14 protein-coding genes are annotated in these 14890 nt (G+C 57.9%); 5 read left to right on the top strand and 9 right to left on the bottom strand.

The window, feature by feature from the left end:
- From ABJP42_RS07830 to hslO, 5 genes are all read right to left on the bottom strand, one after another.
- On the bottom strand, nucleotides 1–1337 hold a 1337-nt coding region (locus ABJP42_RS07830; RefSeq protein ID WP_348339771.1), incomplete at its 3' end, for an ABC transporter ATP-binding protein.
- Nucleotides 1334–3172, bottom strand: a complete 1839-nt coding sequence (locus tag ABJP42_RS07825; RefSeq protein ID WP_348339770.1) for an ABC transporter ATP-binding protein — start codon at nucleotides 3170–3172, stop codon at nucleotides 1334–1336. The genes ABJP42_RS07825 and ABJP42_RS07830, both read right to left, overlap by 4 nt.
- A 230-nt stretch (nucleotides 3173–3402) precedes the next feature.
- Nucleotides 3403–4572, bottom strand: a complete 1170-nt coding sequence (locus ABJP42_RS07820; protein ID WP_348339769.1) for a CCA tRNA nucleotidyltransferase — start codon at nucleotides 4570–4572, stop codon at nucleotides 3403–3405.
- A complete protein-coding gene (locus ABJP42_RS07815; RefSeq protein WP_348339774.1) occupies nucleotides 4569–5165 on the bottom strand; it encodes a CoA pyrophosphatase in 597 nt (198 codons plus the stop codon). Before ABJP42_RS07815 ends, ABJP42_RS07820 begins: the two co-directional genes overlap by 4 nt.
- Nucleotides 5158–6147 (bottom strand): Hsp33 family molecular chaperone HslO, encoded by a 990-nt coding sequence (hslO, locus tag ABJP42_RS07810; RefSeq protein WP_348339773.1) that lies wholly within the window; start codon nucleotides 6145–6147, stop codon nucleotides 5158–5160. The genes ABJP42_RS07815 and hslO overlap by 8 nt, the downstream gene beginning before the upstream one ends.
- Before the next feature lie 93 nt (nucleotides 6148–6240).
- Between hslO and ABJP42_RS07805 the strand changes: the two genes are divergently transcribed.
- A complete protein-coding gene (locus ABJP42_RS07805) occupies nucleotides 6241–6684 on the top strand; it encodes an NUDIX hydrolase (RefSeq protein ID WP_348339768.1) in 444 nt (147 codons plus the stop codon).
- Between the two features lie 312 nt (nucleotides 6685–6996).
- On the opposite strand, the gene ABJP42_RS07800 is transcribed toward ABJP42_RS07805, so the two are convergent.
- Complete coding sequence (locus tag ABJP42_RS07800; protein ID WP_348339772.1) at nucleotides 6997–8268, bottom strand: PP2C family protein-serine/threonine phosphatase; 1272 nt, start codon at nucleotides 8266–8268, stop codon at nucleotides 6997–6999.
- 172 nt (nucleotides 8269–8440) lie between these two features.
- On the opposite strand from ABJP42_RS07800, the gene ABJP42_RS07795 reads away from it, so the two are divergent.
- Nucleotides 8441–8764, top strand: coding sequence for an Hpt domain-containing protein (locus ABJP42_RS07795; RefSeq protein WP_348339767.1), 324 nt, complete (start codon nucleotides 8441–8443; stop codon nucleotides 8762–8764).
- Nucleotides 8765–8962: 198 nt separating this feature from the next.
- Here ABJP42_RS07795 and ilvA read toward each other — a convergent pair whose 3' ends face one another.
- From ilvA to ABJP42_RS07780, 3 genes are all read right to left on the bottom strand, one after another.
- The gene (gene ilvA / locus ABJP42_RS07790; protein ID WP_348339766.1) at nucleotides 8963–10201 is read right to left on the bottom strand and encodes a threonine ammonia-lyase IlvA; all 1239 of its coding nucleotides are present in this window, start codon (nucleotides 10199–10201) and stop codon (nucleotides 8963–8965) included.
- A 46-nt stretch (nucleotides 10202–10247) separates the two neighbouring features.
- On the bottom strand, nucleotides 10248–10940 hold the full coding sequence (locus tag ABJP42_RS07785; RefSeq protein WP_348339765.1) for a hypothetical protein: 693 nt from the start codon (nucleotides 10938–10940) through the stop codon (nucleotides 10248–10250).
- Between the two features lie 149 nt (nucleotides 10941–11089).
- Complete coding sequence (locus tag ABJP42_RS07780) at nucleotides 11090–11818, bottom strand: hypothetical protein (RefSeq protein ID WP_348339764.1); 729 nt, start codon at nucleotides 11816–11818, stop codon at nucleotides 11090–11092.
- A 322-nt stretch (nucleotides 11819–12140) separates the two neighbouring features.
- Between ABJP42_RS07780 and ABJP42_RS07775 the strand changes: the two genes are divergently transcribed.
- The 3 genes from ABJP42_RS07775 to ABJP42_RS07765 all read left to right on the top strand — a co-directional run.
- Entirely contained in the window at nucleotides 12141–13367 is a 1227-nt protein-coding gene (locus ABJP42_RS07775; protein ID WP_348339763.1) for an argininosuccinate synthase, read from the top strand.
- A gap of 155 nt (nucleotides 13368–13522) precedes the next feature.
- Complete coding sequence (locus tag ABJP42_RS07770) at nucleotides 13523–14581, top strand: YjgN family protein (RefSeq protein ID WP_348339762.1); 1059 nt, start codon at nucleotides 13523–13525, stop codon at nucleotides 14579–14581.
- On the top strand, nucleotides 14578–14890 hold a 313-nt coding region (locus tag ABJP42_RS07765), incomplete at its 3' end, for a DUF7092 domain-containing protein (protein WP_490363197.1). The genes ABJP42_RS07770 and ABJP42_RS07765, both read left to right, overlap by 4 nt.

Raw genomic sequence — 14890 nt, 5'->3', positions numbered from 1 at the left:
TTGAACATGGCAGTTTCCTGGGTGACCATGCCGATCTGGCTGCGTAAGGAATCCTGCGTCACCCCAGCGATATCCTGCCCATCGATCAGGATCTTGCCATTTTCCCCGTCATAGAGCCGCAACAGCAACGACACGAGGGTCGATTTCCCCGCGCCAGATGCCCCAACAATACCGAGTTTTTCGCCGGGTTTGATGGTCAAGGAAACATCGCGGATCCCGCCCACATCGCGGCCATAGGCAAAGCCAACAGAGTCGAATGTGATCTCCCCTTCGGAGACCTGCAAAGACTCTGAATTTGGCGCATCTTCGACCCTATCGGGCCGGGTCAGGGTCTTCATGCCGTTCTCAATCTCGCCCACGTTAGAGTAGATCGCCATCAGGGTGAAACTGACCCAGCCAGTCATCTGGGCAATGCGGATGGAAACAGCACCGGCGGCGACAATATCGCCCTCGCTGGCCATGCCATTGCGCCAGAGCAGCAGCGTGGCGCCAATCAGCAGCACCGGTAGGAGCCCGGCCAAGGTCATCAGGCAAAAGCGGAAGGAGGCAGCGAGGTAGCCAAACTCCAGCGCCATGTCGCGAAATTTCACCATGGCATCCTGGGCGCTGCGTTCCTCGTGATCGGAATGGGCAAAGAGCTTTACCGTTTTGATATTGGTAATGCTGTCCACCACCTGCCCCGAAACCATCGCCCGCGCCCCGGCCCGTTTGCCCGAGCGCTGGCGCACCCGCGGCAGGAAATAGCGGATCAGGGCAAAATACCCGATAAGCCAGAGCCCAAACAGCAGAGTGATGCGCAGGTCAATCGCCCCCAAGAGCATCAAAGACCCCACCAAAGACGCCAGCGCAAAGGCCACCACATTGATCATCTCGGTCGCAACCGAGGTCACCGCCGAGGCCGTCTGCATCTGTTTCTGTGCGATGCGCCCCGCAAAATCATCGTCAAAAAACCGCACCGATTGACCCAGGGTCCAACGATTGAGCCGCGACAGCACCAGCGGGTTCACATTGGGCTGTACCACAATGGCATTGGAAGCCGCCGACAGGCCAAAGAGCACCGGACGCACCAGCATGAAAAAGCCCAGCGCGCCGAGGATCACCAGAAGATTACCACTGGTGAAAAACGCTTCTGGTCCGCTGGCCAGCGCCGTATCGATCACCAGCCCCAGAAAATAGGCGGTCCCCGCCTCCATCGCGCCGGCAAAGCCAGAGATCGCCGCCGCCAGGATGAGCATCGGCCAGGCTCCTGCCAGAACCCAGCGCAGGAAGCCGCCCAGTTTTTGCGGCGGCGGACCCTTGGCGGGCTGAAACGCGTCGATCAGATTGCCAATATTCATTCTGCAGCCTCGATATTCAAAAATCCGCCGGACTGGCGCGCCCAGAACTGGGCATAGAGCCCTTGAGCCTGCAACAGCTCCTCATGGCAACCCTGCTCTGCAATCTTTCCCTGATCCAGTACAAGAATGCGGTCCATCTGTGCGATGGTGGACAGCCGATGTGCAATTGCAATCACCGTCTTGCCCTCCATCATGCCATAGAGCGTTTCCTGAATGGCGGCCTCGACCTCGGAATCCAGCGCCGATGTGGCCTCGTCCAGCAGCAGGATTGGCGCATCCTTCAGGATCACCCGCGCCAGGGTGATGCGTTGCCGCTGTCCGCCCGAGAGTTTGACGCCACGCTCGCCCACATGGGCATCATAACCGCGCCGCCCCTGCGGATCCTCCAGATCCAGAATGAACTCATGCGCCTGCGCCTGTTTGGCGGCGGCGATAATCTCTTCCTCGCTCGCATCGGTGCGGCCATAGAGCAGGTTGTCCCGCACCGAGCGATGCAACAACGCGCTGTCCTGCTGCACCATGCCGATATGGCTGCGCAGGCTGTTCTGACTCACGGCGCGGATATCCTGGCCATCAATCAGGATCTGCCCCGCATCCGGGTCGTAGAACCGCAAAAGCAGCTTGACCAGGGTCGACTTACCCGCGCCTGAGCGCCCCACCAGGCCTATCTTTTCCCCCGGCTTGATGGTGAGGTTCAACTGATCCAGCCCGCCAGCTGCGCGGCCATAGTGATGCGACAGATCCCTGAGCGCCACCTCGCCTTGGGACAGCTTCAGCGGCGTAGCATTGGCGACGTCCACCAGATCAATCGGCTGAGCAATGGTCTCCATCCCCTCGGCCACCACCCCAAGCTGGCGGAAAAACGAGGTCAGCGCCCACATGATCCAGCCGGTCATAGCGTTCAGCCGCAGGGTCAGCGCCGTGGCTGCCGCAACCACCCCGGCCGAGGCAGCACCGATCATCCACAGGTGCAGCGCCCAGCCGACAACACCGACAATCAGCAGCCCGTTCAGCGAGACCAGAACCGCATCCATTGTCGTGAAAATGCGCATCTCTTTCTGGAATGTCTCGCGGGTCTTCTCGATCGCCTCCTTGGCATAGGAAAGCTCGCGGTCATCATGGGCGAACATTTTTACCGAATGGATATTAGAATAGCTGTCCACCACCCGCCCCGTCACGGTGGAGCGCGCATCCGAAGCCGCCTGGCTGGCGGGCCCCACCCGCTGGATCGTCCAGCGCACCAGAAACCCATAGAGCACAAACCAGACCAGCAGAGGCAACATCAGCCGCGCATCTGCCACCATCAGCATAATCGCCGCGCCAACCAGGTAGGCCAGCGAAAAGGTAATGGCGTCAAAAACCTGAAACACCACCTCGCCGGCAGCGGGAGGTGTCTGCATGATCCGGTTGGCAATCCGGCCGGCAAAGTCGTTTTCAAACCAAGAAACCGATTGGCGCAGCACATGTTTGTGGGCCCGCCAGCGAATCAGGGTGCCAAAGTTGGGCAGGATCGCATTGTTGAGCAACAAGACATCGGCCAACTGCAGAACGGGTCGCAGCAACAGAATGAACAGCGCCACCAAAATCAGCTCGGTGCCGTAGGTCTGCCAGACCTCTTCGGGAGAGTTGGACAGCAGATCCACCACCCGACCCATGTAATAGATCAGGCCGATTTCAATCGCCGCCACCACCACCGACATGCAGGCGGTGAGGATAAACACCGCTTTGAAGGGTTTTGAATAGGCCTTCAGAAAGGGCCAAAGCCGCGTCGGCGGCTGATCCGTTTCGGGGTAGTCGCAATAGGGATCGATGAGATTTTCGAAAAAACGAAACATGACAGGTGCTCCAATTCTTTGAGCAAATAGGGAATGCAAGAATGCAGACAAGAGGCGAAACCGTGCCCCCCTTCAAAACGGGTGGTACGGCGTTAGCTAAACCAGATCCCGTAGTACATTCGCATTCCTCCCGGCATGATTGTTTTGGCTAAGGCAGAACTAGCCACAAATTTTGCTGCCTGTCACCAGTGGATTGCAGAACTTCTTGGCAGAGCTCTGCCGCTGTGGCGCTATTTCAACTGTTGTAGCAGCGCGGCTCGGGTCAGGGCAAAACCGGAGGCAATCCAAGCCTTCTCCAACTGCTTCAGCGCCGCACCCAGTTCTGCCCCGGAAAGATCCGGCATCAGATCCGCCGCTTTCAACGGAAAGACGACCGTGGCGCCACGGGCCAGGTCCGTCTCTAAACCAGGGGAAACCGGCTGTTCCAGCAGGGCAGCCCGCAAAAGGCAGGATTGCCGTGCCAGATCTGCCCCCAAGTGATAGGCGAGCTCATCCGGTGGCGCGGTTCCAACTGCCGCCTCGCGTAGCCGGACCAAGGCGCGGGCCTGGTTTTTGCTGAGACGCAGCAGTTCCTGCAGCTCTTCGCCGCCCAGCGCTGCCAGACGGCAGATCGGATCGAAGGTCGATCCTTCGGGCAAATGCGCCCCTTGCAAATGCACCAGTGGCGCCAAGGCGCGATCATCAGCCCCAGGCAGCATTTGCCCCAGCACGCCGATCCGGCGCATCACCGCAATGGCCGGTGCCGGATCAGGCGCGGCCAGAAGTTTCAACACTTCAGAGGTCACTCGCTCCAGTGACAGCTGCGACAGGCCCTCAAGATTGGCCGCAATGGCGGCCCGCGCCTCCGGGTCGAACCCGGCCGTGGCATCACCATACCAGGCGTGGAAGCGAAAATAGCGCAGGCTGCGCAGGTAATCCTCGCGGATGCGATTCGCGGCCGTGCCGATAAACCGCAGCCGCCGCGCCTGTAGATCCGCCAACCCGCCCAGGGGATCGACCACTGTGCCATCGGGCCGCGCATAAAGCGCATTCATGGTGAAATCCCGCCGCATCGCATCTTCGGCAATATCCTTGGCAAAGGCGACAACCGCCCGGCGGCCATCGGTGGCCACATCCTTGCGGAATGTCGTCACCTCATGCGGGATCTGATTTTCAACCAGGGTCACCGTGCCATGGTCAATCCCGGTGGGAATCGCCTTGATACCAGCCTGTTTGGCCAGGGATAGAACCTGCTGTGGTGTCGCATCCGTAGAGATATCAATATCCGAGACCGGCACTCCCATCAGCGCATTGCGCACGCAGCCGCCGACAAAATATGCTGCCGCGCCTTCAGCGGTTAGCGCCGAGCAGACCTTTTGCGTTGCGGGATCTGTCAGCCAGGGTTCACCAGAGAGGGTCATTGCTGCATCGCCCCGGCCAGGTTGCGCAGCATCCGCGCGGTTGCGCCCCAGATGTAATAGGGGCCAAAGGGCACGGTATAATAATGCCGCCGGGTGCCGCGCCAGCTGCGCGAGGCGATGATGTAACTCGCAGGATCCAGCACATGGGCAAGCGGCACCGAGAAAACCTCGGCCACTTCGCCGGCCTCGGGACGGATTTCAAAACGCTCGTGCAGCAGCGCCACCACCGGGGTCACCTGAAAGCTGGTGACGGTTTCATGGCAGGGCAGCACGCCGATGACCTCGGGCAGGTCTTTTGGCAGGCCGATCTCTTCCCAGGCTTCGCGCAGGGCGGCATCGGTCACATCGGTATCGCTGTCGTCTTGCTTGCCACCGGGAAAGGCGATCTGCCCCGGGTGATGTTTCAGCGCCGAGGAGCGTTTAGTCAGGATCACCCGTGGCGCATCCTCTACCAGAGAGATCGCCACCAGAACCCCGGCCGGGCGCAGCCTGCGGCCACCGGGCACAGACAGATCGGGGTTGAGATCAAAATCCGAGGATCCCGCCCCCTGATCTGCCAGCGCGGCCTTCAGCTGTTGCCGCAGGTCAGTCACCCGCAGCGGTTTCCGCTTCAAAGCCGACACTCTTTGGGTCCAGATCGTAATGTGCGCTGCAGAACTGACAATCTGCGGTGACGCGGCCATCCTCCGTGGTCATGGTTGCGATATCCTTGGCCGAATAGATCGAAAGGCTTTGACGGACCCGCTCTTCGGAACAGGTACAGCCAAAATGAACCGCCTGCGCATCATAGACCCGCGGCTCTTCCTCGTGGAACAGACGCAGCAGCAGCTCGGTCGGGGTCACCGAGGGGCCGATCAGTTCCAGCTCTTCCACGGTGTTCAACAGGGTGTTGACACGGTTCCAGTTTTCCTCCGCTTCGCCTTCGACCAGATCCTCTGGCTTCAGGCTCGCACCACTACCTTCAGCATCTGAGGCCACAAAGGGCGAGGCCTTAGGCATATGCTGCAGCATCACACCGCCCGCACGCCAATGTTCGGCAACACCGGGGCTGGAGGATTTTCCGTAGGTAAGGGTAAAGGTCGTCGGCAGCTGTTCGGACTGGGCAAAATAGGCACCCGCACAGGCGGCCAGTGATTCCCCGTCCAGCGCCGCGATCCCCTGATAGGGTTTGGTGTCTTCGCCCTGGTTGATCATCACTGCAAAATAGCCCTCTCCCACCTGATCAAAGGGGGCGGCATCGGTTAGCCGGTCGGCATCATAGCTGGCATAGGCGCGAATGCGGGCGGGCGCGCCCTCGCTTTCCGGCGCGTAGTAATCGGTGGCAATCATCCGCACTGGCCCTTTGGACTGCACCTGCAGCGACAGTTTCCAGCGCAGTTTGATGGTCTGGCCAATCATCGCGGTGAGCAGCGCCATCTCTGCCACCAGAGCTTCGACCTGGGGCGGGTAATTATGCTGCTTCAGAATACCATCCAGCGCAGAATCAAGCCGCACCACGCGGCCCCGCATGTCAGAGGCATCGAGCTGAAAAGGCAGGACGGTATCGTCCCATGCAATTTTTGATCCTAGAGGCATTTTTGATCCAAGGGTCATGGGGGTTTCCTTACGCGCCGGTGATTGGCATATCGGCCTATATAGGGTTTTCCACAATAGAGTGAAGGGGGCGTGATGATCCGGCGATTTGGAGAGGTGCCACAGCGCAATCAGAAATACCGGCAACGCCCCGGAGTCTACGCGATTTTACCCCTTGGGGGACAGGTTCTGCTCACCTGCCAATTGGACCCCGGCCCGGATATCCAATTGCCCGGTGGCGGCGTGGATCATGGCGAATCGCCCCTGCCGGCTCTGCACCGCGAGGTCTTTGAGGAAACCGGCTGGTCCATTGCCCGTCCTAGAAAACTCGGCGCCTTTCGGCGGTACACCTTTATGCCGGAATACGAGCTTTGGGCCGAAAAACTCTGCCACATCTATGTGGCCCGGCCAATACGCCGTCTTGGCCCGCCAGCAGAGCAGGGCCATCAGGCGATCTGGATGTCGGCAGATGAGGCCATTGCCCGTCTCGGTAACCCCGGCGACCGCAGCTTCACGCAGGGCTTTTTTGACAGGCGGTAGTCTGCCTTCTTGGTCAGACTCCTATGTAGGTCAGATTCCCATGGCTCCCGCCCCTTTATGAAGGGCTAAAGCCAATCAACAGGGTTGGGCCCGGCACCTCGCCTTTGGCGAGCTGCTGCAGCGCGCCCTCGCCAGGTAAATCCCAAGGCCGCGCCTCCTTTGGTCTACACCCCCAGGCTGACAAGGTGACGCAACCGCAGACCGTGTCAGCGGTCTGCCGGGCCCAACAAGAGCGTATTATCGAAGATAATTCAGCGAGTGGCGGGAGCCCCGCCTTGCCTAGAAAGGATCCTAAACGAAATCAGAACCCCGTCAGGGGCCTTCGTACTCAAACAGGGTGGCGGAGACATCGTCCTCCAACCCATGTTCCTGCGACATAATCTGCGTCAGGTTCCAATAGAGATCATCCAGGAACTCTTTGCCGCTTTGCCGGGTGTCACATTTGCCGATCAGATCCAGCAGGCCCTCAGGCTCCAGCATTTCACCATTTTCCAGCCGGGCCTCGGTAAACCCATCGGAATAGAGCAACAGACGATCGCCCTTCTCCAGATGCACCTCTTCCTGACTGTAGCTGATATCCGGTACCAGACCGATTGGCACGCCACCCTGACCAAGGAATTCAACGCTGCCATCACGCCGCAACAACAAAGGATGCGGATGTCCGGCCTGAACCATCTTCAGCACGCCGCTGCGCAGGTCGACGATGCAATAGGCCATGGTGAAATATTCTTCGATGCCGGTATCAGCGATCAACCGTGCATTCAGCAGCCGGGCCACCTCATCAGGCTGGCGCAGGGCATAAAACCGCTTGAACCGCTGCTCCATACCGACGTTCTGGTCAAAATAGTTCGACGACAGATAGCCCCCCAGACGGGCGGTCATCATTGCCGATGTGATCCCGTGACCGGACACATCAATGGAGTAAAAGCCAATCCGGTTCACCCCCGGACAGAACATACCCACTAGGTCGCCGCCAATATGGCCGCAGGGCTTCAACAACAGGCTGACCGTGGAAGAGCCAAACTCCTTTGACAGTTCCGGTACCAGCGATTCCTGGATCTTGCGGGCCTGGATCAAATCCTTGTCGATGGCATCATAGACCCGCTGCAGCTCGTCCAGCGTATCCGAGACAATGCGGTTCTTCTCTGACAGCTCGCGCTGCATCTTCAGGATTCGTTCGCCTGCAGAGATCCGCGCTCGCAGCTCATCCGAGCTCACCGGTTTGGTGAGGAAATCATCGGCGCCGGCATCCAGCCCCTCAGCCACTTCATTCTTCTCACTCTTGGAGGTCAGCAGAATGAAATAGGCATAATTGTCTTTGGATTGCTCGCGGAAGGCCTGGCAGAACTCAAGCCCGTTCATGCCGGGCATCATCCAGTCGCTCAAGATCAGGTCCGGCGGGTCGTTCTGGCAGATCTCCATGGCGGCTTCGCCACTCTCGGCCTCGACAACTTCGAACCCCCATTTTTGCAAAGACGCCACCAGAATACGACGCTGCAAACGACTGTCGTCGACAACCAGCACACGGCTGATCGACCCACTCATCGTCTGCTCCTCGTTGTCCAGTGAACTGTCTGGCAGCACCCTTGGTACCTCTTGCAAAATGGTCTTGGTCTCGTCTCAGCTGTCACTATCAGGGCAGACCTTTAATAGATTATGAACATTAAAATTTGTCACATCGCCCGTTTTTCACCATTATTTTACTACATACAACCTATGAGTCGCTCTCAGACTGAAGGCAAATAGGAACGTAGAAATGATTGATTGGCCTCGGGTAAAAGAGTTGCGAGACGAAATCGGGCCGGACGACTTTGGCGAAGTTGTGGAACTTTTTCTCGAAGAAGTCGAAGAAATAATCACCAAACTGCGTGGTGATGATCGCAGTCAGCTGGAGCAAGACCTGCATTTTCTCAAAGGCTGTGCGCTGAATCTCGGTTTTGGCGGCTTCTCCAACCTCTGCCTTCTGGGCGAACGAAAGGCTGCAGAAGGGCAAGGCAACACGGTTGATCTGCCGGAAATTCTGGACAGTTTTGAGGCGTCCAAACAGGAGTTTCTCGCCAGGCTTCCCAATCTGGCGTAGTGACCTCTGCGGATAGATCTTGGGGATAGATCTGCGTAGATTGTTGTTTTAACACAGTATCCAGATCTTTGCGCGCCTGGAGACAAAGACACCCACCCTGTCGGCATTCAGATGTGCACCCAGGTCGCAAGGCACTTTTGGGCAAGAGCTGCTGACGGCATTGATACACAGCCACAGGTTGGGACCAACCCTGCCACCTCAGATCAGGAACTGCGCCAGCATCTCGTCATTGGTGATATCCGTATAGGCCATGCCAGCGGACTCCAGCCGGGCAAAAAAATCTGCAAAATTCTCTGGCCGCTTGGTTTCGATGCCGATCAGGACCGAACCAAAGTTGCGGGCGGACTTTTTCAAATATTCAAATCTTGCAATGTCATCCTCGGGCCCAAGAATGCTTAGGAACTCTTTCAAGGCACCGGGACGTTGCGGCAAGCGCAGCAGGAAGTACTTTTTCACGCCGGAATATCGCTGCGCGCGTTCTTTTACCTCGGGCAGGCGCTCAAAATCAAAATTGCCGCCTGAGGTCACGCAAACAACCGTCTTGCCACGGATCCAGCTGCGCAGATCGCCCAGCGCCTCGATGGCCAAGGCACCGGCCGGTTCCAGAACGATGCCTTCGACGTTCAGCATCTCGATCATGGTGGTACAAACCCGATCCTCGGGCAGGGCAATCACATCTGGCAGCGGCACATGTTTCAAGGCCTCAAAGGGGCGTTCCCCCAATCGGCCCACCGCAGCGCCATCTACAAAGGTATCCACCTTGTCCAGCGACACGGGTCGCCCGGCTTTGAGTGCTGCCCGCAGGCAGGCACCGCCAGCGGGTTCCACATAAAGACTGTGCACTCTTTCGCCAAACCAATTGGTGACCCCGGCGGACATGCCGCCACCGCCCACCGGCAGGATGACGTGATCCGGCACCCGCCCCAACTGGGCTTCGATCTCTACCGCGATAGAACTTTGCCCCTCGATCACATCCGGATCATCAAAGGGTGACAGGAAATGCCCGCCTTCGCGAGCGCACCAGTTTTGCGCTGCGGCCAGTGTGTCATCAAAATAGTCGCCAACCAGATGGATCTCGACGTTGTCGCCGCCAAAGATCCGGGTTTTCTGGATCTTTTGCTGCGGCGTGGTAACCGGCATAAAGATCACGCCTTTAACGCCCATGTGTTTGCACATGAAGGCAACGCCCTGGGCGTGATTGCCCGCTGAGGCACAGACAAACAGCTGCTGATCAGGCTGTTTGCGCATGGCGTTAAAGGCTCCGCGGATCTTGTAGGACCGCACCGGGCTCAAGTCTTCGCGTTTGAGGTAAATATCCGCCTCGAACCGTTCAGACAGATGCACATTGCGCTGCAGCGGCGTGGCTGGAAACACATCGCGCATCGCCGTTTCGGCTGCGCGGGCGGCGGTTTCAAACTGGGTATCTGGATCGCTCATACTGTAGTGAGTGACCCAAGCCCGCCCCCAAGGCAAGGGGGCAGCGCTAAATCTCCCGACCTTCGACAGTGACACCGTAGATGGTGGTCAGGATACAAAGCCCCCAGATCAGGCTAAGCAGCTGCACGACGACAAAAAGCCCCGCTCCGATCAGCCTGTGAACCTCGGCAAAGAAAATGATCGCGCAGGTCGAAGCCGCGAGGTGGCAGATCATCAACAGCAGCCCTGCAAGAAACAGGGCGCCCGATTTTCCAGCCGTGGCTCTCCAAGCCCGCTCCAACCCCATGTAGTACCCCAAGGCAGAGGCCGGCAGGACGGGCGACAGGCGGTAAAACAGCCAAAGCCCCGTGGCCCAGGCCGTCGCCAATCCGGCAAAGAGCAAAACGTCCACGCGGCGACTATAGGCGATCACGACAAAGCCGATCATCACGCAGGCAAACAAAGCGCAAGCCAGTACCAGAAGGCTCTTGCCAAAGTAGCGGATCATGAGCTGAGGGTGAAACGCGGGAAAGGTGCCACCTTTTTCCTGCAGCAAGACAAAGCGATGCCAGGCGACCGCCGCCCAGATTCCAAAAAGAGTACAAACCAGCAGCATCACCTGATGCATGTGACCTTTGGCGGAAAAGCCGGAATGCAGGGCGCGGATCATATCTGGCCCGCCAGTATAAAGCCCCAGAGCCATCGCAGCCCCTAGGGGGGCAAAAATGCGAAAGGCTTCAGAGAAATTGCGTCGTAACAAAGACAACGAATGTAAAACTAACGTCCAACCCGTCAAAAATAGAGTCTCCACAAAACATTTTCCGACTCAAGCCGGCACAAGCCTAACCTTCCTTGCTGCCCGGCGGGTAAAAACCACCAGGCAAGATTTGTTTCATGCGCGCTGCACCATCACAGCGAGCGCCCCTGAACGCTGATGCCATAGATTGTGGTCAGAATGCTGATGCCCACCATGGTATAGGCCCATTGCAAGACGCCAATCACCGCCATCCCCAACAGGATGCTTACAGGAAACAACACAAGTACAGCGACAAACCCGATGGCCACAGCCGACAGGGCCAAGATCAGGACTGCCATCAGTACCGCGCCCGAAATTGGCGCTGTCGCTGCCCAGGCTTCCTTGACACTCAGTTTCTCGTTCAGCGCCGCAGCAGGCAACAGCGGAGAAAGCCGGTAGAAGGCCCAGATCGCGCAAACGACAACTGCAAAGACCACCAGGGAAAACAGCGGAACAGAGAAAACAGCAATAAAACTGGCCAGCCCCCCGATAACACCCGCAACAATGGCAACGCCCAGGCCAATCAGCACGGCGGTAATGAAATAGGCCAGCATTCGGCCACCGTGGAAGGGTGGCACAGGACCTGAGGCCTCTTCGAGCAGGACATAGCGGTGCCAGGCGACCGCGACCCAAACGCCAACCACGGCCATAGCCAATTGCAGCAAAGCATCAGTGCCAGACATCGGTTGCGCGGCCGTAAGATCACCAGTGAAATCACCCGAACTGCCAAAGAGAAACCCCAGGATCATCACCAGAATGAGCGGCCAGGATATTCTAACCGCATCGTTGATGTTGTGTTTCAGCAAGAACACCGAATGTGAAAAAATCTTCCAACCTGTCACGGTGGATAACTCCCTAAGAGAATTGTTCAAATCCTGGACAGGGTAGGAGAGTGTAGAGCAAAGGGAAACCCCCTGCCCGGTGCGCTTTTGCACAGACAGACGAGCGCACAGATTGAGAAGAGCCTCGATTACCCGTCAGGTATCGCCTGAAAATAAGAGTAAGGGTGATCACTGTGCCCGGTTTTCATCGCAAAAACCCAAATTACACCATCTACCCCCGTTCTCCCCATAGGCGTGGCGAAGAAGGCAAAAGCCCCAGTAATCCTTGCCCTCCCCTGCGAAACCCGCTATCGCCCAGTCGATCTGACTGAGAGGAAATTCCATGTCCGCGCCCAAGAAAGTTGTGCTGGCCTATTCCGGTGGCCTTGATACCTCCATCATCCTGAAGTGGCTGCAGACCGAATATGGCTGCGAAGTTGTCACCTTCACCGCCGATCTCGGCCAGGGTGAAGAGCTGGAGCCCGCCCGCCACAAGGCTGAGCTGCTCGGCATCAAGCCGGAAAACATCTATATCGAAGACGTGCGCGAAGAGTTCGTGCGTGATTTTGTCTTCCCGATGTTCCGCGCCAATGCCGTATACGAAGGTCTCTACCTGCTGGGCACCTCGATCGCGCGGCCGCTGATTTCCAAACGTCTGGTTGAGATCGCCGAAGCCACCGGCGCCGATGCGGTTGCCCATGGCGCCACCGGCAAGGGCAATGACCAGGTTCGCTTTGAATTGGCCGCCTATGCGCTGAACCCCGACATCAAGGTTATCGCCCCCTGGCGTGAATGGGATCTGACCTCGCGTACCCGCCTGCTGGAATTTGCCGAGCAACACCAGATCCCGGTTGCCAAAGACAAGCGTGGTGAAGCGCCTTTCTCGGTGGATGCCAACCTGCTGCACACCTCATCAGAGGGCAAAGTGCTGGAAGATCCCGCCGTGGCGGCACCCGATTATGTCTACCAGCGCTCGGTCCACCCTGAGGATGCGCCGGATACGCCCGAATTCATCGAGGTCGGCTTTGAAAAAGGCGACGCGGTTTCGATCAATGGCGAGCCCATGTCGCCCGCCACCATCCTGACCAAGCTGAATGAATACGGCGGCAAGCATGGCTGCGGTCGTCTTGACCTGGTTGAAGGCCGCTTTGTTGGCATGAAGTCGCGCGGCATCTACGAGACCCCCGGCGGCACCCTGCTGCTCGAGGCACACCGCGGTATCGAAAGCATCACCATGGATCGCGGCGCCATGCACCTCAAAGATGAGCTGATGCCAAAATATGCCGAGCTGATCTACAATGGTTTCTGGTATTCGCCCGAACGTGAAATGCTGCAGGCCGCCATCGACGCCAGCCAGACTCATGTCACCGGCACGGTGCGTCTGAAACTCTACAAAGGCTCCGCCACCTGCGTTGGCCGCTGGTCGGATCACTCGCTCTACTCCGAGGCCCATGTGACCTTTGAAGACGATGCCGGTGCCTATGATCAGACCGATGCGGCGGGCTTTATCCAGCTCAACGCGCTGCGGCTGAAACTGCTGGCCGCGCGCGAGCGTCGCCTGAAAGACTAAGCATTTGTGACATCTCTGAATTCAAAAGGGCTGCATCTTCTGGTGTGGCCCTTTTTTACAACATTTTTCCGGTAGGCTTTACCTTTTGCTCAAAAAACCTTGAGCCACTCAACCATAAGAATACTGCTTCACGACATTCTATTTGGAGCATTCTTATGTCGTCACAAGAAGATTTTGAATTTCGAGGCTCTGCCGGAGAGTGGTTTGGCATCTGGATCGTCAACCTGCTGCTGTCGATCCTGACCCTCGGCATCTATTCGGCCTGGGCCAAGGTGCGCAGCAACAAATATTTCTATCAAAACACCTGGGTTGCCGGACGCAATTTTGACTATCACGCCACCGGCAAACAGATCCTGATTGGCCGTCTGATCATTGTCGGGGTGTTCTTTGTCTATGCCTTTCTCAGCGCGGTGGCCCCACCCCTGGCCGTGGTCATTGCCCTATGTGTTTTGGTGGCCTTCCCCTATCTCATTCTGCGCAGCCTGATGTTCAAGGCGCGCAACAGCAGCTGGGGCAATGTGCGCTTCAATTTTGACGGCGAGGTCGGCGATGCCTATCGGATCTTCCTCGGTATCCCCATCCTGCTGGTGCTGACCCTTTATACCACCGTGCCGTATTTCTCTCGCGCCAGCCAGCGTTTTGGCATCAACGGCCACAGCCTTGGCAAGACCCGCTTCCATTTCGACAGCACCATCGGCCCCTTCTACAAGGCCTTCCTCTGCGCAGTTGCTGTTGTTCTGGTTGGCGCTGGAGCCTTTGCCCTCTACCTCCTCCCCAAAATGCAGATGCTGATCTATCATCAAGCAGATATGATGCCTGAACAGATTCAAGTCATCATGGTCACCCTCATCGGGATTGGTTATTTCCTTCTCATTACCTGTGGCGTGTTGGCGGGCATCGTCTACACCACCATGATGCGCAACCATGTCTACAGCCAGACAACTCTGGGGGACCGCCAGCACGGGTTTCAATCCACAATCTCTGTTGGATCCATGCTCTGGATTGTCATCACCAATGCGCTTGTGGTCATTGGCTCGCTGGGCCTGATGCTGCCCTGGGCACAGGTCCGGTATCATCGCTATCTGGCGCAGAACACCGCCCTGCTGCCAAACGGCACCCTGGAAGAGTTCACCGGAGAAATCATCAGCGACAGCAATGCCATCGGCGATGCCTATGCAGATATCGAAGGGATCGATCTGGACATCGGGTTTTGATCACAGGGGGTGACCTTCGGATCAGGGGCCGGGCCTTTGCGCCCGGTTCTTCTCACTTTTTCGAGGCGGAACTCACCCTCTCCGGGGACATTGTGTTTCTGATAGATCCTGAAGGGGACCAATTGCTGACCCAGGCCAAACGTCAAGGGGTCCGGCCCGACAACCCGGTGGGCAGCGGCCCGCGCAACTGCCATTTCCCCGATCACTGGATGTTCCAGACCACGGATCCGCAGATCTCTGTCCTGATGCAGGAAGGGCTATCCAACCGCCTGCTGCGGTATTTTGAGATCTTCAGCCCCCGCTTGGCGG

This window comes from Pseudophaeobacter sp., assembly GCF_039971195.1.
In the GTDB taxonomy this organism is placed as follows: domain Bacteria; phylum Pseudomonadota; class Alphaproteobacteria; order Rhodobacterales; family Rhodobacteraceae; genus Pseudophaeobacter.
The sequence above is the reverse complement of the archived record's forward strand: the minus strand, read 5'-3'. Positions and strand labels throughout refer to the sequence as shown.

Bases quoted from the DNA above. Each gene is read 5' to 3' on its own strand.
- ABJP42_RS07820 (WP_348339769.1), bottom strand. From the start codon at position 4,572: ATGACCCTCTCTGGTGAACCCTGGCTGACAGATCCCGCAACGCAAAAG.
- hslO (WP_348339773.1), bottom strand. From the start codon at position 6,147: ATGCCTCTAGGATCAAAAATTGCATGGGACGATACCGTCCTGCCTTTT.
- ABJP42_RS07795 (WP_348339767.1), top strand. From the start codon at position 8,441: ATGATTGATTGGCCTCGGGTAAAAGAGTTGCGAGACGAAATCGGGCCG.
- ABJP42_RS07775 (WP_348339763.1), top strand. From the start codon at position 12,141: ATGTCCGCGCCCAAGAAAGTTGTGCTGGCCTATTCCGGTGGCCTTGAT.
- ilvA (WP_348339766.1), bottom strand. From the start codon at position 10,201: ATGAGCGATCCAGATACCCAGTTTGAAACCGCCGCCCGCGCAGCCGAA.
- ABJP42_RS07770 (WP_348339762.1), top strand. From the start codon at position 13,523: ATGTCGTCACAAGAAGATTTTGAATTTCGAGGCTCTGCCGGAGAGTGG.
- ABJP42_RS07805 (WP_348339768.1), top strand. From the start codon at position 6,241: ATGATCCGGCGATTTGGAGAGGTGCCACAGCGCAATCAGAAATACCGG.
- ABJP42_RS07825 (WP_348339770.1), bottom strand. From the start codon at position 3,172: ATGTTTCGTTTTTTCGAAAATCTCATCGATCCCTATTGCGACTACCCC.